This is a genomic window from Rhodomicrobium udaipurense JA643, assembly GCF_000636015.1.
Lineage (GTDB): Bacteria > Pseudomonadota > Alphaproteobacteria > Rhizobiales > Rhodomicrobiaceae > Rhodomicrobium > Rhodomicrobium udaipurense.
The window spans coordinates 1-20,915 of record NZ_JFZJ01000041.1 but is presented as its reverse complement, the minus strand read 5'-3'; the positions used below and the strand labels follow the sequence as shown (position 1 = coordinate 20,915).

Below are 20,915 nucleotides of genomic sequence, written 5' to 3'. Positions count from 1 at the left end.
ATCAGCATGACATCCGAAATCCCAACCGCATTCCAGCCCGATTCTGACCTCGTGTCGCGCATCGTCGCCGCCGAAAACCGGGAGGACCGACGCGGCTGCTCCGCCCCGAATATCCTCATCCTGCATTACACGGGCATGGAAAGCGCAGAGGCGGCCATCCGCTGGCTCGCGCTCCGCGAGTCGGGCGTTTCCTGCCATTACGTCGTGGACGAGGCGGGCGCGATCACGCAGCTCGTGCCGGAGGGCTTGCGCGCCTGGCATGCGGGCCTCTCCATGTGGGAAGGCCGCGACGATGTGAATTCCCGCTCCATCGGCATCGAGATCCACAATCCCGGCCACGGCCTCGGCTATCCTGACTTTCCGCGCGCGCAGATGCTCGCCGTCGAAAAGCTCTGCCACGACATCGTTTCGCGCAACCGGATCGCGCCGCGTCACGTGCTCGCCCATTCGGATATCGCGCCCGCCCGCAAGGACGACCCCGGCGAGAAGTTCAACTGGGCGTGGCTGGCGCTTGGCGGCATCGGCCACTGGGTCGAGCCCGCGCCGATTGTGGAAGGCGACGCGCTCGACACGGGATCGTGTGGCGCTGCCGTGCGCGAGTTGCAGAAGAAGCTCGCGGCCTATGGCTACGGCATCGATGTCACGGGCGCGTACGATGACGCCACGCGGATTGTGGTGAGGGCGTTCCAGCGCCATTTCCGGCCCGCACTGGTGGACGGGCGCGCAGACCCATCGACGCTGAAGACGCTCGACGCCCTGATTGAGGCGCTGCCGGAAACCGACGCACGCTCTTTTTGATGAGGGCGCACGGTGCGGCTGCGCAGCCTCATGCAACCAACCTGTGGCCGAAACGCCGCATCGCGGGCGGAAATACCCGTGGCCCGTTGAGGCGTTAGCCGCTCCGGGCTATGAATGCCGGATGATTATTCCGCGCAAATTGCCCTTAAAGGTAGCATTCGGCCTCGTCCTTGCGATCGTCGTGGATTCCGCAATCCAGATTTTCTGGAAGACGGCGGTTCTCGATCTGCCGGACGACGCCTCGTTTTTCGCGATCTTCAAGGAGCCGCTGTTCCTCGTCGTCATCACGATCATGACCTTGCAGTTCTTCAACTGGATGGTCGTGCTCGCCAACGCGGATTTGAGCTTCGCGCAGCCGGTTACGGCACTGAGTTATGTTTGCGTGGCGGTAATGTCGGCGATCTTCCTGCGAGAATCGGTGGACGCCGTGCAGATGCTCGGCATCGCTCTCGTGATCGCGGGCGTCTACTTCATCAGCCGCACCGATCACCTCACGAAGCGCGCCGAGCCGGAAGCGGAAGACGGCCTCATCGCCGAGCGCGCCGAGCATTTGGTGGTGCGTCCCGTCGCGATCCTGCCCGCGCCGAAGTTGGCTCCGGCTGCTCCCAAGCTGAAAAGTCACGCGGCTTAGCGCGCTTCCCGCTTTCACACACCGCCCATGAATGCGGATAAAGCAGCGCGCCTTTGCGTTTCGCTAACGGCGAACGATATGGAGACGGTCCAGGGGCGCGGAGGTTTGCATGAAATGGAATGTGGGCGGGAAACTGCTGATTAGCGCGGTGCTGGCGCTGACGGCGCTGGCAGGCGGTGCCGCTCGGGCCGACGATATCGGCTGCATCAGCACGGCATTCCGCCTCATCGGCAAGAACGACAAGGTGTGCGTGAGCGCGTTCGACGACCCGAAAGTGCCGGGCGTCGCCTGCCATATCGCGCAGGCGAAGACCGGTGGCCTCGGCGGCACCATCGGACTCGCGGAAGATCCGAGCCGCTTCTCCATCGCCTGTCGTCAGGTCGGCCCGATCACGGTCGATATCGGAAAGCTCGGCGAGAACGAGGAAGTCTACTCCGACCGCACCTCCATCTTTTTCAAGAAGACGCACGTCTACCGTACCGTAGACAAGAAGCGGAACACGCTTGTGTATGTGGCCATCAGCGACAAGCTGATCGAGGGATCGCCTCAGAACTCGATATCCACGGTGCCGGTCATGCCGTGGGCGGCGCGGTAGATCGGCCGGCGTAAATCGGGCTCGATTTGCGCAGTGAGGAAAGGTCCCAGCGTGGGTTAAGCGCTGCCGGGCGGGTGTTTCTCGTCCTTGTTGTCCTGCGGAACGAGCAGGCGTTCGAGCCGCTTGCCGAGCGTGAGTATCAGCACTACCAGCACGGCGGCGGTGACGACAAGCGGCCATGCGCCGAGCCCGCACGCCATCCCGATGCATGCGGTGAACCAGATGGCGGCGGCGGTGGTAAGCCCCCGAACCTTGTCGCCGGAATCGCGGCGAAGGATCACGCCCGCCCCCAGAAAGCCGATGCCGGTGAGCACGCCCTGAATAACCCGGCTCGATGCATCCGCCTGAACGCCAGAGGGATGCTCGCTCAGAAGCACCGCCAGCGCCGAGCCGAGCGCCACGATAGAGAGCGTGCGGACGCCGGTCGGCTTGCCGCGCGCTTCACGGTCGAGGCCGATGGCCGCACCGACAGCCGCAGCCGCGGTGAGGCGCAGGACGGCATCGGGCCAGTCGATCATGCGAACCTCCACGGGAGCGGCTGGAAAAGACAGTGCTCGCGCCACGACTGCGGGCGGGACGGCAAAACGCGGTCCCGCAAAGAGTTCCGTACCCGGAGTCGAATTGCCGCGCATGAGACGGCCGCCGATTGCACTCCGCCTGACGAAGCGGGGCATTCGGAACGCGAGAGGGACGGGCGGAGCATCACGCCGCGTAAAGCCGAGTTTGCGCCCGGCGTGAGACATTGACGCCTTGCCGCCCAAGCACGAAGCCCCTCAAGGCGTTCGCGCCGTCTCTGGCTCGATCGGCTCGCCACGCTGTCGAGGCGCAACCGCGAAGGCGTCGTAGAGCAGAACGGCCGCCGCCGCCGCTTTTCGCACGCCCGCCACGAACGGCTCGTCGGGCTTGAAAACGCCGCTGTAGCCCGGATCGAGAAGCGCGACGAGCCGCAGCACCGCCGCGCGATCTTCCGCACCCAGACCTCTCAGCACGTAGCTCACGCCCGCAATCTCGCGCCGCTGCCTCTCGCCGAACGGCACGCGGCCACCCGATGGCGGCGAGCGCACCTCCGATCTGAGGTAATTGACCGCACCGGCATTGGAGAGAGCGGCGATGCAGGACGATAACCGTTCGAGCGCTTCCGCCTCGCGGTCGGAGAGCGCGCGGTCCAGCACGGTCAAGCGGCGGCGAAGGGAGCGGATGCGCACGGCTTCCGGTTTTCCCGCCGCATCTTCCAGGATCGCAAGCCGCATTTCGTGCGGGGTCAGGATCGGTCGGGCCCGGTGGCGTGCGACGACGGGCGCGCTCGGCGGTGTCAGCACATCGCGCGTGAACGCGGTATGCTGGCGTCGCCAGGGCGACGGGCCGTCGGATAGGTCACGGCGGCTTTTCGCTTCTGTCATGCGCCCCTCGGTTCTTCCTGACGCTGGAAAGCCAGCTGCCAATGTTTCTTGCAGTACGAGCGGCCGGGTTCGGCCTTGCATCCGCAGAACGAAAAATCCGGCTCCGCGGGATCGCCAAGCGGCCAGCGGCACGCGCCGTCGGGCAGATGCTCAAGCGCCGCGGCTCCGTAAATCGCGGAGGGTCCTGCGACCGAGCGCCGGACGATGAGACCGCCGTCTTGCGGCTCGTCCCGCCGGGCATGTTCGCGCAACGCGCGCAGGCTGATGCCGTTGCGGCGAAGGAGAGAGCGCAGCGCCTTTGGATTGACGCCGAGCGTTCTCGCGATATCGCTTGTCCTGAGTGTCGCGAGGGCTGCAATGATTTCGGTCAGGTCGCCCGTCGTCCAGCGCCGCCGTCCGTGGATCGGTTGGGGCGCGGGTTGCGACAAACGCGAGAGAGCAAGGGCAGGAAGGGCTTGGGGGGCCTGCATCGCTTCGGCGCGTGGAAGGCGAAGCGGGGTGAGATTACACATCTTGGGCACAACATTGGGAAAGAGTGAACGCTTCGGTGTGGAAACCTACACAAAACGTGTAAAATTATCGTAAGTGCTATTCTGTTTTGGATAAGAGCGGCGGCGCCCCTGCCCTACGGAAGAGGCGAAGGAAAAAAAGTTCATGTTGGAATTGATGTTAACGGGAGCGGCACGCCGCCGCTTGATCGCTATGCAAGCGGGTTGCATCACAAAGACCTGCGAATCAGATCAAACTCTTACGTTCCCTCACCATGTCACGTTCGCACGTGTTACACAGTACGTGTAGGTAGGCAAAAGTTAGATGCGAGATTGGACCCCCGACGAACTCAGATCGATTGCGGATCGCCTTCGGCGAGCGCGCATCGACGCTGGGTATGACAAGGCGAGCGACGCGGTCCGCAAATTCGGCTGGGGCTATAGCCGCTACATGAATTATGAGAACGGCGAGCGTGCGGTTCCGCCGAAACAGGCCATCCTGTTTGCTGCCGCATTTGGCGTCACGGTAGATTATTTATATTTCGGAAAAGGATCTGCTTTAAATAAGAATGAAGGGGTGAAGGCGTTATCGTCACCGACGATCCGCCACATACCCTTGCTAGCGCTCGATAACATGGATGAATTGAAACGTATCGCTGAAGGATCCGAGCCCGCATCCTCCATGGCCATGCCGGTCTTCGGCGAGGAGGCGTTGCCCGGCCGTTGCGTCTTCATCGACATCCGCGACAAGTCGATGTCGCACCCTTATGAGCCTGTCTCCTTCGAGCCGGGCGACAAGGCGCTGATCGACCTCGACGCAAAGCCGTCGCCGTCGGATTTCGTGCTGGCGCTCGTGCCCGAGGAGCAGACCGCCCTGTTTCGTCTCTATCGCGAGGTTGGGCGCGCGGAGGACGGCTCCATCATCATCGATCTCGTGCCCCTGAACCCCAACTTTCGCACGATCCGCATTTCCAGCATTTCGCCCGGCCAGATCATCGGGGTGTGCCGCAGCATCCATCGCGTTTTCGATCTCTCAACGCCGACGCAGCGGCCGCGCCTCGGGTGAGCGTGGGGATCTTCCGCCGCGACCCGTTCCGAGAACAGCGGGCAAAAGCCGAGCGGCGCGCTTGAAAAGCAGCGCCGGGCACTATATGGCGGAGTCCACTGCGGCAGGCGAGCACATGAACCACGACACCTATCCCGACACCTACATCGCGAGCATCCTTCACGATGCGAAGACTTTCGCCATGGTCGGCGCGAGCGCGAACACCGTTCGCCCGAGTTTTTTCGTGCTGAAGTATCTGCTCGCGAAAGGCTACCGGGTTTTCCCGATCAATCCGGGACACGCGGGCGGGGAAATCCTCGGCCAGAAAGTTTTCGCCAGCCTCGCCGATCTGACCGAGCCGGTGGACGTGGTCGAAGTCTTCCGCAGTTCGGGAGCCGCGCAAGGCATTGTGGAAGAAACGATCGCGCTGAAAGACAAGCTTTCGATCAAGGTCATCTGGATGCAACTCGGGGTGCGCAATGACGAGGCGGCCCGGCTCGCAGAGAGGGAAGGACTCAAGGTCGTCATGAACCGCTGCCCGAAGATCGAATATGGCAGGCTGTCGGGCGAAATCGGCTGGGTGGGCGTCAACAACAACCGCATCTCAAGCCGGAAACCCATCATCCTCGGCAAGGGCTACCAGCAGCTTTCCATCCGCCCCGACAAATCGTAAAACGGCTGCATGCCGTCTGACGCCTCCGATTCGAGCTTGACGCCGCTCGCGCTGAAACTTCGCCGCGACATTGCGGAGCGTGGGCCGATCCCGCTTCACGACTATATGGAAGCGTGCCTTTACGACCTCCAGCACGGCTATTACCGCAAGCGCGATCCGCTCGGACGCGGGGGAGACTTCATCACCGCGCCGGAAATCTCGCAGGTTTTCGGCGAGTTGGTCGGCCTCTGGGCGGTGCAAGTCTGGATGCAGATGGGCCAGCCGCAATCGGTGCGTCTCGTCGAGCTTGGGCCGGGGCGCGGTACGCTCATGGCGGATGCGCTTCGGGCCGCCCGCGTTATGCCCGGCTTTTTGCAAAGCATCGCGGTGCATCTCGTGGAAAGCTCCGAGGTGCTGCGCGAGGCGCAGAAGGCGACGCTCGCGGGCGTTCCCGTTCCGCTGCATTGGCATGGCGACATGGGCGAAGTGCCGAGCGGCCCCGCCATCGTCATCGCGAACGAATTTCTCGACTGCCTGCCCGTCCGCCAGTTCGCATTCGACGGCGCGGGCAAGGTTTGGCGGGAGCGCGTTGTGGCTTTCGAGAACGGCGCTTTCCGTCTCGCGGCGGCGGCGGACGTTGTGCAGCCGCCGCTGACAGCCGCCTCTTATGGTGAACCGCGCGACGGCGACATCCTCGAACACTGCCCCGGCGTCGGGCCGCTTCTCGCCAAATTCGCGGCGCGCGCGGTCGACGCTCCGCTTGCGGCACTCGTCATCGATTACGGCTACGCAAAACCGGCCTTCGGTGAGACGCTGCAAGCCGTGCGCCGCCACAAGTTCGCCGGGCTGTTCGACGCGCCGGGCGAGACTGACCTCACCGCGCATGTGGACTTTTCGCGGCTCGCGCGGCTTGCGGAAGAAGCGGGCTTCGTCGTATTCGGGCCGATGGCGATGGGCGAATGGCTTCTGCGTCTCGGCGTCGAAGCGCGCGCGAACCAGCTGCTTGCCAGCGCTTCGGCGGAGGAGGCGCGTGCCATCGCGCAGAGCATCGCTCGGCTCGTCGATCCAGCGCAGATGGGCGCGCTTTTCAAGATCCTTTCATGGACGCGTGGCATATCGGAGCCACCGCCGCCTTATGGCGAGCACGTTAAAGGAGGCTGACGGTGGCTGAGGCAGTGACATTCAAAGCGACGGAGGGGCTTTCGGTCCCAGGCATCAGGCACGGCTTCTTTCTGCGCACGGGCGGGGTGTCCGAAGGCATCTATGCGTCGCTCAATTGCGGGCGCGGCTCCCGCGACCGGCGCGAGGCCGTCGATGAAAATCGGGCGCGCGTCGCCATGGTGCTCGGCGTCTCGCCCGCATCGCTGATCGGGCCTTATCAGATCCATTCGCCGAAAGCGGTGATCGCGCACGAGCCGTGGGGGCCGGGCGACGCACCGCAGGCCGACGCCGTCGTGACCGCAACGCCGGGGCTTGCGGTGAGCGTGCTCACGGCCGATTGCGCGCCCGTTCTTCTGGCCGACGCGCAGGCAGGCGTCGTCGCCGCCGCGCATGCGGGCTGGAAGGGTGCGAAGGCCGGTGTGCTCGAAGCCGCCATCGAGGCCATGGAGAGCCTCGGCGCGAAGGCGTCGCGCATCTCGGCCGCCATCGGTCCCGCCATATCGCGTCGCGCGTATGAGGTCGGGCCGGAATTTCGCGCGGCGTTCACCGAAGGGGCACCGGAGAACGACAAGTATTTCTCGGATGCGTTCGGCGGGCGTCCGCACTTCAACTTGCCTGCCTATGTAGTTGATAGACTTGTCACGGCGGGAGTAAAAACGGCGGAAGACATCGGGGTCTGCACGCTCGAAAACGAATCGATTCTCTTCAGCTACCGGCGCACTTGCTTGCGCTCCCAACCGGATTACGGACGCCAAATTTCCGCCATTGTGGTCGGGTGATGTGGATAACTAGGGGGCGTATACCCGATATTAACGTGTTTTTGGGTCGCTTCGCCGCTTTGGACCGCGTGGTTCTGGACGCGTTTTGCGGCGGCGGCTAAATTTCCTTCGTTATAAAGATTCGGCGGAATTATAGGTGCCGGTATAGTCAAGTACCGCCGTTCCTGAAGCAAAAAAGCAAGGAGTGGAGAAAGTGACGCGCGAGAACAAACTGGCCGCGCCAAGCGCAGCTCGCCGTGCCGCGTCGCTCTTGACTGGGGGACTTATGCTTGCCGGCCTCGCCGGGTGCAGCGGTGATCTCTTTCAGAATAGCGACAACGCCAGCCTGACTCAGAAGGCCAAGCCTGCTGTCGCCCTGTCCGCTGGACAGGGTGTTCCGCAGACTCACGCAAGCAAGGTCGACGAGCAGCTTGCTGCCTCGATCAAGGCCAAAGGTATCGTCCTCGTCGATGCGAAGGACGCCCAATATATTTTGAAGCCGACTTATGCCGCGGCCACCGAAAAGAAGGGCACGAAGGTCGCCTATACGATCGACGTGACCGACAAGGCCGGCAACAAGGTTCGCACGATTTCCGGCGAAGAGATCGTTTCGAACAAGCGCGGCGGCGACAACTGGAAGCATCTGAACGACGAAGGCATCCAGAAGGTCGCGCTCAAGTCCGCGACGGACGTGGCTCTGTGGGTTGAAAATCCGAACGCACCGCCGGCGGCTCCCGCCGTTGCGGCGGCTCAGCCCGCGACGCCGGTGAAAACGGCTGCGGCTCCGGCCCCGACGCCCGTGAAGACGGCTGCGGCTCAGCCTGCGGCGCCGAAGGTCCGCCAGCCCGCTCCCGCCGCCGAGCCTTCGCTGGCTTCAGCCATTGCCGCTCCGGCGCCACGTGCGCATGCTTCGGCCAATCCGGCTGAAGTGGTCGCGGTGGTTTCCGGCGTGACCGGCGCTCCGGGCGACGGCAAGACCTCGCTGACCGAAGCCATGAAGCGGGCGCTCAATCGCCAGGGCATCAAGCTTTTGTCATCGGCGACACCTGCCTCCTACAAGATCCAGGGTCAGGTCGAGATGGGCGCGGCCCAGAACGGCCAGCAGCCGATCACGATCCGCTGGGTGGTGGTCGATCCGACCGGCAAGCAGCTTGAGAAGACCGTCGTTCAGAACAACAAGATCAACGCGGGCATGCTCGATGGTCCGTGGGGCGAGATCGCGGATCAGGCGGCCGGTGCCGCTGCGGCAGAGGTCACGAAGCTGCTCAGCAAGTCGCCCACCGGTCAGGCCCAGGCTGGCAACGGTACCTCGGGCTAATCCCGAAGTCATTATAACTCAACCTGTGGGTGGCCACGACGCGCTCATAGGTTTACATATAACGAGCGCGCTGGTACAAGCGCGCTCGTTGTTGTTTGTGCACAACTCTCGTCATCCAATGGACAATCCCGCATCATGAAGCTGGTCGCTGGCAATAGCAATCGGCCCCTGGCTAACGCCATCGCCGCTTATCTGAAAACACCGCTGACGGAATGCCTCGTGCGCCGCTTCTCGGACATGGAAATCTTTGTCGAAGTGCGTGAAAACGTACGCGGCGAAGACATCTTCGTGATCCAGTCGACGTCCTACCCGGCGAACGACAATCTGATGGAACTGCTGATCCTCACCGATGCGCTGAGGCGCGCTTCGGCGCGACGCATCACGGCGGTTATCCCGTATTTCGGCTACGCCCGGCAGGACCGCAAGACGCTGCCTCGCACGCCGATTTCGGCGAAGCTCGTGGCAAACCTCATCACGCATGCGGGCGCCGACCGCGTGCTGACGGTCGATCTCCACGCGGGCCAGATCCAGGGCTTTTTCGACATCCCGACCGACAACCTCTATGCCGCCCCGGTCATGGTGCGCGACATCACCAAGCGCTACACCGACGGCAACATCACCGTTGTCTCGCCGGACGTGGGCGGCGTGGTCCGTGCGCGTAGCCTCGCAAGTCGCATCGATGCGCCGCTGGCCATCATCGACAAGCGCCGTGATCGTCCGGGCGAATCCGAGGTGATGAACGTGATCGGCAACGTGACCGGCCGTCACTGCATCCTCATCGACGACATCATCGACTCTGGCGGTACGCTGTGCAACGCCGCGCATGCGCTGATCGAGAAGGGCGCGTCTTCGGTCGCCGCCTACGCCACACATGGCGTGTTTTCCGGTGGCGCGGTGGCCCGCATCCAGGCGTCGAAGATCGATACGCTCGTCATCACGGATACCATTGTGCCGACCGAGGCCGTGCGCGTTGCGAGCAACATCGAGGTGCTGTCTCTGTCCGCGCTGATCGGCGAGGCGATTCTCCGCACGTCCGGCGAGGAGTCGGTTTCCAGCCTGTTCGATTAGCGGGCGCGGGGCGTCAAGCCCCGGCCAATCTTGCAGGCAATAGCTGCTGTCGTGGCAAGCGTAGGCACCTCGATTTCATAGGTGCGCGCGACGAAAAGGCCGTGCGCACTCGATATGAATGACGGTTGAACGAACGAAGCAGCTTATTGTCTTTCGTTGAACTTGCCCTTATAGAGAGGGTTTGAGACATCCCTGAGTGCAGAACGTCCGCGTGCTTGATCGCCGCAATGACGCGCTCATCCAACAAAACAGAGACAAAAATGGCTGAGGTTATCGAACTCAAGGCGCAAGCGCGCGAAGGCACCGGCAAGCTCGCGAACCGCGCGCTCCGGGCAAAGAAGCTCGTTCCGGGCGTCATCTACGGCGGCGAAAAAGGCCCGGCGAATGTCGCGCTCGAATATCGGCACGTCTGGCAGCATTATCAGACCGGCCACTTCCTCTCGACGGTCTATCTGCTCGACATCGACGGCAAGAAAGAGCGCGTGATCCCGCGCGACGTGCAGGTCGATCCTGTGCGCGATTTTCCGATCCATGTGGATTTCCTGCGCGTCTCGAAGTCCTCGCGCATCGAAGTCGAAATCCCGGTGCACTTCATCAACGAAGAAGCCTCGCCCGGCCTGAAGCGCGGCGGCGCGCTCAATATCGTGCGCCATGCGGTCGAACTGTCGTGCCCGGCGGATTCAATCCCTGAGTCAATTACGGTCGACCTTACCGGCTACGACATCGGCGACAGCATTCACATCTCCGCCGTGAAGCTTCCGGCCAGCATCACGCCCACCATCACCGACCGCGACTTTACGGTCGCGACAATCGCGGGTGCGGCTGCACAGATCTCGGAAGAGGCGGCTGAAGCTGCCGCGGCCGAAAAGAGCGAGTAGCATCCTCCCATACCAGTTCGGCGTTCATCATCGATAAATTGTGAGAGATTTCATCATGAAGCTGATCGTCGGATTGGGTAATCCGGGTGAGAAATACGCGGGAAACCGTCATAACATCGGGTTTATGGCGGTGGACGAGATGGCGCGGGGCTACGGCTTCGCGCCATGGAAGAAGCGATTTCAGGGGTTCGTCGCCGAGGGGCAGATCGGCCTTCAGCGCTGCATCCTCCTGAAGCCCGCCACCTATATGAACGAGAGCGGTCGCGCGGTCGGCGAAGCCATGCGCTTCTACAAGATCGCTATCGGTGACGTGATCGTCATCCATGATGAGATCGACCTTGAGCCCGGCAAGATCCGCTTGAAGACTGGCGGTGGCAATGCCGGCCACAACGGACTTAAGTCCATCACGGCGTATGTCGGCAACGATTATCGCCGCGTTCGGCTCGGCGTCGGCCATCCCGGCGACAAGGCGCTCGTCGCCAATTACGTTCTCCACGATTTCGCGAAGGCCGATGATGAATGGCTCGTGCCGCTCCTCGAAGGCGTGGCGCGCGGCATGTCGAACCTCGTGGATGGAAAAGAGGCCAGTTTTTTGAGCGAAGCCGCCCGGGGACGGAAGCCTCTCCCGAAGGCGGCGGAAGCGCTCGGCTCCGCTGAAACCGCGCCGGAGCGTGTCGAAGAGCCATCTGTCGAGGTTCCGCTGGCGACTGCCGTAGCGGCGGTCGCAGCGAGCGCTGTTTTTGAGGCAGTAGCCGAAGCGCCTGTGTCCGCCGATGGCGAAACCGCTTTTGCTTCGGTCGAAGACGCCATAGCATCGCTTGGGATTGAAACACCGAGCCTTGTGGAAACTTCGGCCGAGACCGAGGCGGAAGCAACTTCGCTCGCGTCGGTAAGCGAAGCGGTGCCCGAGCCGGAAGCCGGGGCCCCCGCCGTTGAGAATGTCGCTGCGGAAGAGGTCGCTGCCGAACCGCAAGCCGAAACTCCCGCCGTTGAAGCTGTAGCGGTGGAAGAAGTTGTCATCTCTGAGCCCGTCGCGGAAGGGGTTACCTCCGTTGACGATGCGCCCGTTGTTGAATTTGTCGCAGCGGATGAGATCCCAGCCGAGCCGGAGGCCGAAGCTCCCGCCGGCGAAGCTGTCGCGCATGAAGATATCGCCCCCGAACCGGAAGCGGCTGAACCTGTCGAAGCCGATGTTGCATCCGAGCCGCTAGCCGCTGCCCCCGAAGCCGAAGCGCTGGCCGCCATCGTGGCTGCCGCGACGAAGCCCATCGAGCCAATGCCCCTTCCCCCGATCACGGTGTCGGCCGGGCGCGACGGAAGCGGCGGCGCGGTTTCCTCCGCAGTCATGCTGCCGCACGCGGAAGCCGAGAGCGCCACAGAAACCGTTTTCGATCTGGAACGCGAAGTGCCGCCGCAACGCGTGCCCCGCGATCAGGAGATCCTCGCCGCGAGGGAAGCGCTCGCTGAGGCGACAGCTCCGAAACAGGCCGAACCCGAGTTGACACCCGTCGCTACGAGCGGCGATCAAGAGGCCATCGCGGAAGCGACAGGCGAGGTGGAAGCTGTCTCGGATGAGGCGGTTGTCGCGCCGGTTCTGGATAACACGTTCGTCGACACCGCTGTCGCCGAGGCGGAAACCGTTGACGTCAGCATCGAGAGCGAAGCCGCAGAAACGCCGGTCGTGCAGGAGGCCGTTGTGGCCGCCGAATCGATCGCGTTCGAGCGGGCTGAAATTACGGTGGAGCAGGAAGACGCGGGCGCAATCGAGCCGGAGCCAGCCGCAGAGCCGGTTCAGTCTGGAACGCCGGCCCCTGAACCTGCACCATCGCCCGAGCTGATTATCGATTCCGTTCCCGCGCCTGAGCCGCAGCCGGTTCCCGGGCCTGAACCCGTGGGCAATCCGGACCCTGCGCCAGAACCCGCGCCCGTTGCCAATCCTGACCCGGTCCAGGAACCTGAGCCGGAGCCGCTTCCGGAGCAGGCTCGTGAGCCTGAACCTGTGGCACCGGCCGCTGTCGCGGAACCCGCGCGCGAGCTGGAGTTTGCAGGCGCCGCCGCCGCAGTGATCGAGCGGCCGAGTGCTGTGGAAGAACCCACCGCGCCAACTTCTGAAAACGAGCCTGCCACAGCCCCGGTTGCGAAAAAGAAGGGCGGCGGTTTCTTCGGCTGGTTCCGCCGCCGTAAGGATTCGTAATCGTGAAGCCGTATCGGCGGGCCAAAGTTCGCCCGCCGTCTGGACTTCGGTGGCGCACGACCTTATAGCAACCGCAGGCTGCCACGGCGGGCGCACGCCGTGGTTCCGCAATCCGTCGCAAGCACGGCGGCGTGGCGTATGCGCCGGTGAGTTCGGGCGTGAGTGTCGCCATCTGTGATTGGGATCGAGGGCGTGCATTGTGGTGCGGTGGCGTCGCCACGCTCCATCCCGCTGATTTGACGCGCTTTCTTCAAGCGAATATGTAACCACCTCGCTCGAAGACGCTCTTAGGCGGATCAGATCAGGTTGAGCAACCTCATCGTTTGCATCCGTCTCTGATCCAGGAGGAGAGCACGGTTTGATCTGATTGCGATGCAATCGATTAGAGCGGGTTCAGGCACCGACAAGCATCGACAGGACGTTTCATGGGTTTCAAATGCGGTATCGTCGGCCTGCCAAACGTGGGTAAGTCCACGCTTTTCAATGCCTTGACGCAGACGGCGGCAGCGCAGGCCGCGAACTATCCCTTCTGCACGATCGAGCCGAATGTCGGCGAAGTCTCCGTGCCCGACGAGCGCCTTCAGAAGATCGCCGCCGCCGCGAAATCCGCCGCGATCATCCCCACGCGCCTAACCTTCGTAGACATCGCAGGCCTCGTGCGCGGCGCGTCGAAGGGCGAAGGTCTCGGCAATAAATTCCTCGCCAACATCCGCGAGTGCGATGCCATCGCCTATGTGCTCCGCTGCTTCGTAGACGACGATGTGACGCATGTCGAAGGCCGCGTCGATCCACTGGCCGACGCCGACACAATCGAGACGGAACTGATGCTCGCCGATCTCGAAAGCCTGGAGCGCCGCCGCCCTGCGCTCGAAAAGAAGGCCAAGGGCAACGACAAGGAAGCAAAAACCGCGATCCAGTTGATTGATATCGCCCTCAAATACGTCGCGGAAGGAAAACCCGCACGCCTCGCGCTGGCAGAAATTCCAGAGGCCGATCACCGCGCCTTCCGCAATCTTCAGCTTCTCACGGCAAAGCCCGCGCTTTACGTCTGCAATGTGGACGAGGCGAGCGCGGGAACCGGCAACGAATATTCGAAAATCGTGGAGGATCGCTTCAAGCCCGAAGGCGCGGAAGTGGTCATCATCTCGGCGAAGATCGAATCCGAACTTGCGCAACTCGACGAGGAGGAGCGCACGCTCTATCTGGCCGATCTTGGCCTGGCCGAGCCGGGCCTTAACCGCCTGATTTCAGCGGGCTACCACCTTCTCGACCTGATCACCTATTTCACCGCCGGCCCGAAAGAAACCCGCGCATGGACGATCACGAAGGGCACGGCGGCACCCGCTGCCGCAGGCGTGATCCACTCCGATTTCGAGAAGGGCTTCATCCGTGCCGAGACGATCGCCTATAGCGATTTTGTTTCGCTCGGCGGCGAAACGGGGGCCAAGGAGGCGGGAAAATTCCGCCTCGAAGGGAAAGAATACGTCGTCAATGACGGCGATGTGTTGCATTTCCGCTTCGCAAATTAGAGCCTCCGCAGTGCGGAGATCCTGGTTAAAGGGCGGATTACTTCGCGCATGGCGAGCGACACATTATCCACACCTATTTCGTACGCGCCCTCTGTGATCCGTTGAAAGAACAAAACGGAAACAGTATGGTTGGGCTTGTCGGTTGAGCACGTGCAGCGGTCAAGGGGCGAGTAAGATGGAAAATAAAGGCGCGCTCCAGCTTCTTTTGGAACGCGATCACTTGTTTATGCTCAGGTAATAAAAGCGATGTCGCGTGTAGCGGTTGATTTGTTGCGTTTGCCGGGGGCACCGATGCGCTGCACCGGTTTGACCATGTTTTCGGCCTGCGTGGAAAGCGCACTCACGTTCGCCCCAAGGGCGGTGGCGCTCAATTCGTCCACAACCCGAAACGCCGGAATTATCGAAACCCGGCGAGTTTCAGGCGACCTCGTAAAGTCGTTCTCGAAACCTTATGGTCGAGTTTCGCGCGCGAGGCGAGGGTCCAGCCGGTTCGATTTCGACGGCGGAAGCAAAACTGCGACTATAAGCCCTCCCGGCCAACTCATCCCGACAACAGCGCCGCCGAAAAAACATGCTCGACTCTTCCGCGATTTGCCAATGATACCAGCCATGCGGTTCCGGAAAATGTGTTGACACTCGCGTGTTGCCTTGTGCGGCCAAGTTTTCTAAGGTCGCGGCGCTGTGCCGGAAGCTAAACGATATTTCCACTCGTCCGGCCGTGGGCTTCTTTCGCCCAACCCTCTCGTTCCAGGATCTCATCCATGAACCAAGTACTTTGGATCATTATTGCTGGGGGCGCGCTCTCCATCCTGTATGGCGCGCTGACCACGCGCTCGCTGTTGGCGGCCAGCCCCGGCAACGCGCGTATGCAGGAAATCGCCGCGGCGATTCAGGAAGGCGCGTCAGCCTATTTGACGCGGCAGTACACCACGATCGCGATCGTCGGAGCGGTCATCTTCGTCATCCTCACCTATCTCCTTTCCCTGACGGTCGGCGTCGGCTTCCTGATCGGCGCGATCTTGTCGGGCGCGGCTGGCTTCATCGGCATGCTCGTGTCAGTTCGTGCGAATGTGCGGACGACGCAGGCGTCTTCCGAAAGCCTCGCACAAGGCCTCTCCATGGCTTTCAAGGCCGGCGCTGTGACCGGGCTTCTCGTGGCCGGCCTCGCTCTGCTGGGCGTCACGTTTTATTACGGCGTGCTGACGCAGTATCTCGGCTATGCGCCGAATGACCGCCGCGTGATCGATGCGCTCGTGGCTCTTGGTTTCGGCGCCTCGCTGATCTCGATCTTTGCGCGTCTCGGCGGCGGCATCTTCACCAAAGGCGCCGACGTCGGCGGCGATCTCGTCGGCAAGGTGGAAGCCGGTATCCCCGAGGACGACCCGCGCAACCCGGCGACCATCGCCGACAACGTGGGCGACAATGTCGGCGACTGCGCAGGCATGGCGGCCGACCTTTTCGAGACCTACGCCGTGACCGTTGTTGCGACGATGGTGCTTTCCTCCATCTACTTCGCTTACGATCCGGACCTCCTGTCCCGGATGATGGTGTTCCCTCTCGCCATCGGCGCGGCCTGCGTCGTGACCTCCATTATCGGCACGTTCTTCGTCCGCCTTGGCTCGAACAACTCGATCATGGGCGCGCTCTACAAGGGGTTCATCGCCACCGGCTTGCTCTCCCTGATCGCCCTCTATCCGCTTACCGACTATCTCGTCGGCCTCGGCACGACGCTGAAAGCCAACGAAACGACGTTCACGGGTATGGACTTGTTCTGGTGCGGCGTGGTTGGTCTCGCCGTAACAACCGCCATCGTCGTGATCACCGAGTACTATACCGGCACGGGCTATCGCCCCGTGAGATCGATCGCGCAGGCGTCTGTGACCGGCCACGGCACGAACGTCATTCAGGGCCTTGCCGTCTCGCTTGAGGCGACAGCGCTTCCGGCAATCGTCATCATCGCGGGCATCCTGTCCACCTATAACCTCGCCGGTCTTTACGGCATTGCCATCGCCGTAACGACGATGCTCGCCCTCGCCGGCATGGTCGTTGCTCTCGACGCTTTCGGCCCGGTGACAGACAATGCGGGTGGCATCGCCGAAATGGCCGATCTGCCTTCGAGCGTGCGCAAGACCACCGACGCGCTCGACGCGGTCGGCAACACGACAAAGGCCGTGACGAAGGGCTATGCCATCGGCTCCGCGGGGCTCGGCGCGCTTGTCCTGTTCGCGGCTTACACGGAAGACCTGCGCTACTTCATCGAACGGGCTGCAACGAGCCCCGATCAATTCCAGTACTTCAAAAACGTGACTGTCGATTTCTCGCTCTCGAACCCGTATGTCGTGGTCGGCTTGCTGTTCGGCGGTCTGCTGCCCTACCTGTTCGCGGCGATGGGCATGACGGCGGTCGGGCGCGCGGCAAGTTCCATCGTCGAGGAGGTCCGCCGTCAATTCCACGAGAAGCCGGGCATCATGAAAGGCACCGAGAAGCCGGACTACGGTCGCGCGGTGGACATGCTGACCAAGGCCGCCATCAAGGAAATGGTGATCCCGTCGCTGCTGCCTGTGTTATCGCCTGTCGTGATCTTCGTGATCATCAGCGCGATCGCGGGCAAATCGGCCGCGTTCTCCGCGCTTGGTGCGATGCTCCTCGGCGTGATCATCACGGGACTATTCGTTGCCATCTCGATGACCTCGGGCGGCGGCGCATGGGATAACGCCAAGAAGTCTTTCGAAGACGGCTTCGTCGACAAGGACGGCGTCCGCCACATGAAGGGTTCTGATGCTCACAAGGCATCGGTGACCGGCGACACGGTGGGCGACCCGTATAAGGACACGGCTGGCCCGGCCGTAAACCCGATGATCAAGATCACAAATATCGTGGCGCTCCTGATCCTCGCGGTGCTTGCCCACCAGTAGGCGATCGCTTGGCAAATGCCGGATGTTTGGGCTGGCGCTTGCCATTCTGGACGTGCAGAAAATGTCGATGGCCGGGGAGACCCGGCCATCTCTATCCAGCTTGTTTTAACGGGGCAACCGCAGGCCAGAACACCCACTCCTCGAATGGACAGCGCATCGGTGCCGCCGGATCGTAGGCGCGGATGGCGATTTGGCCGGAGCCGGGAAAATCCAGCACCAGATGAGTCGCGCCAAGGCGTTTTGCAAGCGTCGCCGACGCTGAAAGGGTTTCAAGGCGCACTGCAAAATCGGGCGCAACATCCAGTTGCAACAGCGTCGGCTGCCGCTCCCTCGGAGCCTTGCGCGACGATACTTCGATCGGCATGTCAGCCAGATAGAAAATGGCGGTATCCGGTGTCACCAATTGACTGAGGGTGAAAAACCAATTGCCGGTGAGTCGGATATAGTCGGGCCGCATGCCGTGATATTTTTGCAGCACATTAGCGATCACCGCGAGGCGCGGTTCTGGCCGCTGTCCCTGATGAAGCAATACAGTGCGCCTGTAACCGCGCTGGCGTATGAGGTGCGTCCCGATCTGGAAGAGCGCGGAAAACACGCAGGCGTGGTGCAAACAGTCGATCCACAGCGGACCGCCTTCATCAAGCGGCGCCGTGCTTTTCAGCGTCATTACCCGCTCCAGCGCGTGGAAATAGTCGCGTGCCTGGGGCACCGGCATGGTTGCAAGGACGATCGGCTCGAAATGAAAATCGATGACGTTTTGCGCCGCCTTCACGTTCGCCTCATCGGAAAGGCGTTCCAGACCGCCCAGACTTCGTGGCAGCATGTCATCGTAGCGGCCGCCTTGCACGTCGGCGAGCAGTCGGTCGCGGTTGAATCTGGATTGCGCGGTATCCTCGAAAACGCTCATCACATGAGTGTCGAACCGATCGGGCGTGAGATTGAACGCGTAGCGGGGCGGCATGTGCGTCATGCGCTTCTCTCGCGATCCGGTTCGCGCTCGAACAGCGCGCTATGACCGATATCACGGCCATGGCGCACGCTTACGCGGTCCAGCACACGGAGTTGCGCCAGTTGCAGCGATACGGGGGAATGCCGTGCGCCGGCCTGCATCGCGACACAGGAAGCCTCCTCCGGCATCCATTGATCGGCGCGCACGACTCCGAGATCTTTCGCGCGGCTGAAAATGTATTCGGCGGTATTCCACTTCCAGCTCGGGCAGGGCAGCGCGTTCTGGTCCGGTCCGCCATAGATGAAGCGATGCGCACAATGGCCGCCGCACATCGGCAGGATCTTGCATTGCGAGCAGATGTCGTTGTCGAAAGGCGTCCACTCCTGCCACAGGCTGGCATTGACGCTCTCGCCCAGCGTGTCCGGTTCGAAGATAGTTCCGACGCGCTTGGATGGGTCGTGCGTGGTTTCCCAGCATTTGTGCACGTCGCCGTTACCGGATATGACGTAGCCTCCGTTCGAAGCGGCCACACACATGCCGGAAAAGCCACCGGGTGCCTTCCGAATACCCGCAAGGCCAAGCCGCTGCGCCTTCGTTTCCAGTTCCAGCACACGCGCATTGAAATCCGCGCGGGCCAGTTTTTCGTCGAAAGCGCTGCCGCTTTCCGGCGTCGAAGCTTCGATCGGCGCGAAATAAACGCTGAAGCTGCCGCGTTTGGTGAAGCCCGCCTCGGCGAAGCTGTCGAGCAGAGCGCTTGCCTTCTCGACATTGCTCGCGCCGACATTGATGCGAATGCCTATCGAGAGCGGCGTTTCGTCGAGCGTCGCTCCAATGTTCTCTATTATGCGGTCGAAAGTGCCGTGCCCGGATGTGAGCGGACGCATCTTGTCGTGGGTGGCCCTATCGCCGTCTACCGTGACTTGCGCCCACTTGATGCGGCGCGAGTAGAGCTGCGACGAAACCTCGGCGTCGAGGAACCAGGCATTCGAGACGATGCCCGCGCTATAATTGATCTTGCGCTTGTCGCAATAGCTGATCAGCCTGTCCGAAAGTCGATAGAGCGCGTCCCGCCCCATGAGCGGCTCGCCGCCGTACCAGACCACGGTGAGAAATTTCAGGTCCGGCCGCGCTTTCACGAATGCAAGGATCGCATCCTGCACTTCGGGCGTCATTTTGCTGGTCGGCTTTGCCGCCCCTTGAAAGCAATAGCCGCAGCCGAAGTTGCAGGCCATCGTCGGCGCAATAGTGAGCGTCAGCGCGTTCTTCGCTGCCCGCCCGTTTTCGTAAGCCGAACGCACCGTCGCCAGCTCGTTAACGGTCGCACCCACCACGTGGCCGCCGGAAACAAGCGCCTGCAACAGCAGTTTGTCGGAGACGGAGCCGGCCGAAAATGCGCTGGGGCCAAGAGCGCGATAAGCCTTCGCTTCGGCATCCGACAAGAGGATCAGCGAGCGCGTGCGCGCGTTGAAAAGCAACGCTCCGCCACCGGCAACTGCAACGGGGATATCGTAATGCGACACTTTATACGATGCAGTTGCGGCGGTGCGCCCTGCGTTGCCCAAACGCTTCAGCACCTTGCGTGCCGCTTCGGCCAGTTCGTTCGCCCCGGCCTCATCGCGCAAGGCGGCGGAAGAAACGGCCGCGTCGGCGGTGTCGAGCGAAGCATCGGTTTGCGGTTCGGTGACGTAATCCATCAATCCTCACGGGGTACCAGTCAACCGGGCGTCATCCCGACTTTCCGAGCGCCTTCAATGTTTTTTCCGACAGATCGGCGATCAGTTCGTTGCAAAGCGCCAGAAACGCATCGGGCCGCATCGTGACATCGGCGATCGCGGCGCCCGTCTTTTCGTCGCGCGGCAACCCGCTGAGCGTGACGACGCGGCGGTTGAGCGCGATGACGGTGTAATCGCCCACCGGCTTCAGGCTGAGGGCAAACCGGCCGCCCAACGTTTCGAGATGCCGGACATCATAATTCGGCGGCAGGATCTCGTGCATGAGCACACGGAAGAAGGCAAAGCGGCTGCTCGCGTTCCCCGGCAACCGCCAACGCTCGTCAAGGAGAATGCGGGGACCGAAACGCAGCCCCGAGGCGAATGAGGCGAAGGCGATAGGGTTGGAAGCGTACCGCCTTCCGGAAGCCAGAAACTCCCTCATTGTGAGCCGCGCATTCGTGTTACGCAGGTCGACCATCAACATGGCGCGATCCTCGATCCATCCTTGCCCATCAGCAAGAGGGCAGGAAAGGGATGACGTTGATGGCGCATGCCGAAACGACGTCGCCGTTGTCGACATTCACGCCGCAAGCGCCTGCATTGGCCGCGCAAGCGCCGCCTGCATCGACACCGCAGGCTCCCGCCTTAGCCGCGCATGCCTGGGCACCGGTGTCGACAGCGCAAGCCTGACCGTCGGCACCGCAGGCGGTGGCGTCGGCATCGACAGCGCAGGCTTGACCATCAGCGCCGCAAGCGGAAGCATTGGCGTCCACAGCGCAGGCCTGACCATCGGCGGCGCAAGCGGTGGCATCGGCGTCGACAGC

At 62.5% G+C, this 20,915-nt stretch carries 19 protein-coding genes and 2 pseudogenes; 13 read left to right on the top strand and 8 right to left on the bottom strand.

What is annotated here, in order from left to right; all coding sequences use genetic code 11:
* Positions 1-6: 6 nt before the first annotated feature.
* The 3 genes from T281_RS08125 (at position 7) to T281_RS08115 (ending at position 2,024) form a co-directional block, all read left to right on the top strand.
* Positions 7-798 carry an N-acetylmuramoyl-L-alanine amidase gene (locus T281_RS08125; RefSeq protein WP_037237015.1) on the top strand — a complete coding sequence of 264 codons (792 nt, stop codon included), beginning with the start codon at positions 7-9 and terminating at the stop codon, positions 796-798.
* A 181-nt stretch (positions 799-979) separates the two neighbouring features.
* Positions 980-1,429: a DMT family transporter gene (locus T281_RS17625; RefSeq protein WP_245269185.1), complete on the top strand. Its 450-nt coding sequence runs from the start codon at positions 980-982 to the stop codon at positions 1,427-1,429.
* Positions 1,430-1,538: 109 nt separating this feature from the next.
* Positions 1,539-2,024 carry a CreA family protein gene (locus tag T281_RS08115; protein WP_037237008.1) on the top strand — a complete coding sequence of 162 codons (486 nt, stop codon included), beginning with the start codon at positions 1,539-1,541 and terminating at the stop codon, positions 2,022-2,024.
* A gap of 56 nt (positions 2,025-2,080) precedes the next feature.
* On the opposite strand, the gene T281_RS08110 is transcribed toward T281_RS08115, so the two are convergent.
* From T281_RS08110 to T281_RS08100, 3 genes are all read right to left on the bottom strand, one after another.
* On the bottom strand, positions 2,081-2,542 hold the full coding sequence (locus T281_RS08110; protein ID WP_037237007.1) for an MgtC/SapB family protein: 462 nt from the start codon (positions 2,540-2,542) through the stop codon (positions 2,081-2,083).
* Positions 2,543-2,797: 255 nt separating this feature from the next.
* Positions 2,798-3,424: a hypothetical protein gene (locus tag T281_RS08105; protein WP_037237006.1), complete on the bottom strand. Its 627-nt coding sequence runs from the start codon at positions 3,422-3,424 to the stop codon at positions 2,798-2,800.
* Positions 3,421-3,936 carry a GcrA family cell cycle regulator gene (locus tag T281_RS08100; protein WP_081796676.1) on the bottom strand — a complete coding sequence of 172 codons (516 nt, stop codon included), beginning with the start codon at positions 3,934-3,936 and terminating at the stop codon, positions 3,421-3,423. Before T281_RS08100 ends, T281_RS08105 begins: the two co-directional genes overlap by 4 nt.
* 301 nt (positions 3,937-4,237) lie before the next feature.
* Here T281_RS08100 and T281_RS17620 point away from each other — a divergent pair, with 301 nt between their 5' ends.
* The 9 genes and pseudogenes from T281_RS17620 to ychF all read left to right on the top strand — a co-directional run bounded on the left by T281_RS17620 (position 4,238) and on the right by ychF (position 14,515).
* Positions 4,238-4,978 carry a S24 family peptidase gene (locus T281_RS17620; RefSeq protein WP_052037258.1) on the top strand — a complete coding sequence of 247 codons (741 nt, stop codon included), beginning with the start codon at positions 4,238-4,240 and terminating at the stop codon, positions 4,976-4,978.
* A 115-nt stretch (positions 4,979-5,093) separates the two neighbouring features.
* Positions 5,094-5,630, top strand: coding sequence for a CoA-binding protein (locus T281_RS08090; protein WP_037237040.1), 537 nt, complete (start codon positions 5,094-5,096; stop codon positions 5,628-5,630).
* Positions 5,631-5,639: 9 nt separating this feature from the next.
* Entirely contained in the window at positions 5,640-6,770 is a 1,131-nt protein-coding gene (locus tag T281_RS08085) for a class I SAM-dependent methyltransferase (RefSeq protein ID WP_052037257.1), read from the top strand.
* A 2-nt stretch (positions 6,771-6,772) separates the two neighbouring features.
* Positions 6,773-7,549 carry a peptidoglycan editing factor PgeF gene (gene pgeF / locus T281_RS08080; RefSeq protein ID WP_052037256.1) on the top strand — a complete coding sequence of 259 codons (777 nt, stop codon included), beginning with the start codon at positions 6,773-6,775 and terminating at the stop codon, positions 7,547-7,549.
* Positions 7,550-7,814: 265 nt separating this feature from the next.
* Positions 7,815-8,846 (top strand): hypothetical protein, encoded by a 1,032-nt coding sequence (locus T281_RS08075; protein WP_162173140.1) that lies wholly within the window; start codon positions 7,815-7,817, stop codon positions 8,844-8,846.
* 135 nt (positions 8,847-8,981) lie between these two features.
* The gene (locus T281_RS08070) at positions 8,982-9,914 is read left to right on the top strand and encodes a ribose-phosphate pyrophosphokinase (protein WP_037237000.1); all 933 of its coding nucleotides are present in this window, start codon (positions 8,982-8,984) and stop codon (positions 9,912-9,914) included.
* 260 nt (positions 9,915-10,174) lie between these two features.
* On the top strand, positions 10,175-10,792 hold the full coding sequence (locus T281_RS08065) for a 50S ribosomal protein L25/general stress protein Ctc (RefSeq protein WP_037237032.1): 618 nt from the start codon (positions 10,175-10,177) through the stop codon (positions 10,790-10,792).
* Between the two features lie 55 nt (positions 10,793-10,847).
* A pseudogene (gene pth / locus T281_RS19510) lies at positions 10,848-11,435 on the top strand (aminoacyl-tRNA hydrolase); the annotation flags it as partial.
* 1,976 nt (positions 11,436-13,411) lie between these two features.
* Complete coding sequence (gene ychF / locus T281_RS08055) at positions 13,412-14,515, top strand: redox-regulated ATPase YchF (protein WP_037236997.1); 1,104 nt, start codon at positions 13,412-13,414, stop codon at positions 14,513-14,515.
* A 230-nt stretch (positions 14,516-14,745) separates the two neighbouring features.
* Here the strand turns inward: ychF and T281_RS18725 are convergent, their stop codons facing one another.
* Entirely contained in the window at positions 14,746-14,895 is a 150-nt protein-coding gene (locus T281_RS18725) for a hypothetical protein (RefSeq protein WP_155955163.1), read from the bottom strand.
* A 381-nt stretch (positions 14,896-15,276) separates the two neighbouring features.
* Here T281_RS18725 and T281_RS08050 point away from each other — a divergent pair, with 381 nt between their 5' ends.
* Positions 15,277-17,430 carry a sodium-translocating pyrophosphatase gene (locus T281_RS08050; RefSeq protein ID WP_037236994.1) on the top strand — a complete coding sequence of 718 codons (2,154 nt, stop codon included), beginning with the start codon at positions 15,277-15,279 and terminating at the stop codon, positions 17,428-17,430.
* A 91-nt stretch (positions 17,431-17,521) separates the two neighbouring features.
* Here T281_RS08050 and T281_RS08045 read toward each other — a convergent pair whose 3' ends face one another.
* The 4 genes and pseudogenes from T281_RS08045 to T281_RS19090 all read right to left on the bottom strand — a co-directional run.
* Complete coding sequence (locus T281_RS08045) at positions 17,522-18,400, bottom strand: hypothetical protein (protein ID WP_037236991.1); 879 nt, start codon at positions 18,398-18,400, stop codon at positions 17,522-17,524.
* A complete protein-coding gene (locus T281_RS08040) occupies positions 18,397-20,073 on the bottom strand; it encodes a radical SAM/SPASM domain-containing protein (RefSeq protein ID WP_037236988.1) in 1,677 nt (558 codons plus the stop codon). The genes T281_RS08045 and T281_RS08040 overlap by 4 nt, the downstream gene beginning before the upstream one ends.
* A 31-nt stretch (positions 20,074-20,104) precedes the next feature.
* A complete protein-coding gene (locus T281_RS08035; RefSeq protein ID WP_037236982.1) occupies positions 20,105-20,575 on the bottom strand; it encodes a hypothetical protein in 471 nt (156 codons plus the stop codon).
* A 96-nt stretch (positions 20,576-20,671) separates the two neighbouring features.
* Positions 20,672-20,915 (bottom strand): annotated as a pseudogene (locus T281_RS19090) (DUF2778 domain-containing protein); the annotation flags it as partial.

Coding starts and splice junctions, on each gene's coding strand:
- T281_RS08125 (WP_037237015.1), top strand. CDS start 7: ATGACATCCGAAATCCCAACCGCATTCCAGCCCGATTCTGACCTCGTG.
- T281_RS08115 (WP_037237008.1), top strand. CDS start 1,539: ATGAAATGGAATGTGGGCGGGAAACTGCTGATTAGCGCGGTGCTGGCG.
- T281_RS08110 (WP_037237007.1), bottom strand. CDS start 2,542: ATGATCGACTGGCCCGATGCCGTCCTGCGCCTCACCGCGGCTGCGGCT.
- T281_RS08105 (WP_037237006.1), bottom strand. CDS start 3,424: ATGACAGAAGCGAAAAGCCGCCGTGACCTATCCGACGGCCCGTCGCCC.
- T281_RS08100 (WP_081796676.1), bottom strand. CDS start 3,936: ATGTGTAATCTCACCCCGCTTCGCCTTCCACGCGCCGAAGCGATGCAG.
- T281_RS17620 (WP_052037258.1), top strand. CDS start 4,238: ATGCGAGATTGGACCCCCGACGAACTCAGATCGATTGCGGATCGCCTT.
- T281_RS08090 (WP_037237040.1), top strand. CDS start 5,094: ATGAACCACGACACCTATCCCGACACCTACATCGCGAGCATCCTTCAC.
- T281_RS08085 (WP_052037257.1), top strand. CDS start 5,640: ATGCCGTCTGACGCCTCCGATTCGAGCTTGACGCCGCTCGCGCTGAAA.
- T281_RS08075 (WP_162173140.1), top strand. CDS start 7,815: ATGCTTGCCGGCCTCGCCGGGTGCAGCGGTGATCTCTTTCAGAATAGC.
- T281_RS08070 (WP_037237000.1), top strand. CDS start 8,982: ATGAAGCTGGTCGCTGGCAATAGCAATCGGCCCCTGGCTAACGCCATC.
- T281_RS08065 (WP_037237032.1), top strand. CDS start 10,175: ATGGCTGAGGTTATCGAACTCAAGGCGCAAGCGCGCGAAGGCACCGGC.
- ychF (WP_037236997.1), top strand. CDS start 13,412: ATGGGTTTCAAATGCGGTATCGTCGGCCTGCCAAACGTGGGTAAGTCC.
- T281_RS08050 (WP_037236994.1), top strand. CDS start 15,277: ATGAACCAAGTACTTTGGATCATTATTGCTGGGGGCGCGCTCTCCATC.
- T281_RS08045 (WP_037236991.1), bottom strand. CDS start 18,400: ATGACGCACATGCCGCCCCGCTACGCGTTCAATCTCACGCCCGATCGG.
- T281_RS08040 (WP_037236988.1), bottom strand. CDS start 20,073: ATGGATTACGTCACCGAACCGCAAACCGATGCTTCGCTCGACACCGCC.
- T281_RS08035 (WP_037236982.1), bottom strand. CDS start 20,575: ATGTTGATGGTCGACCTGCGTAACACGAATGCGCGGCTCACAATGAGG.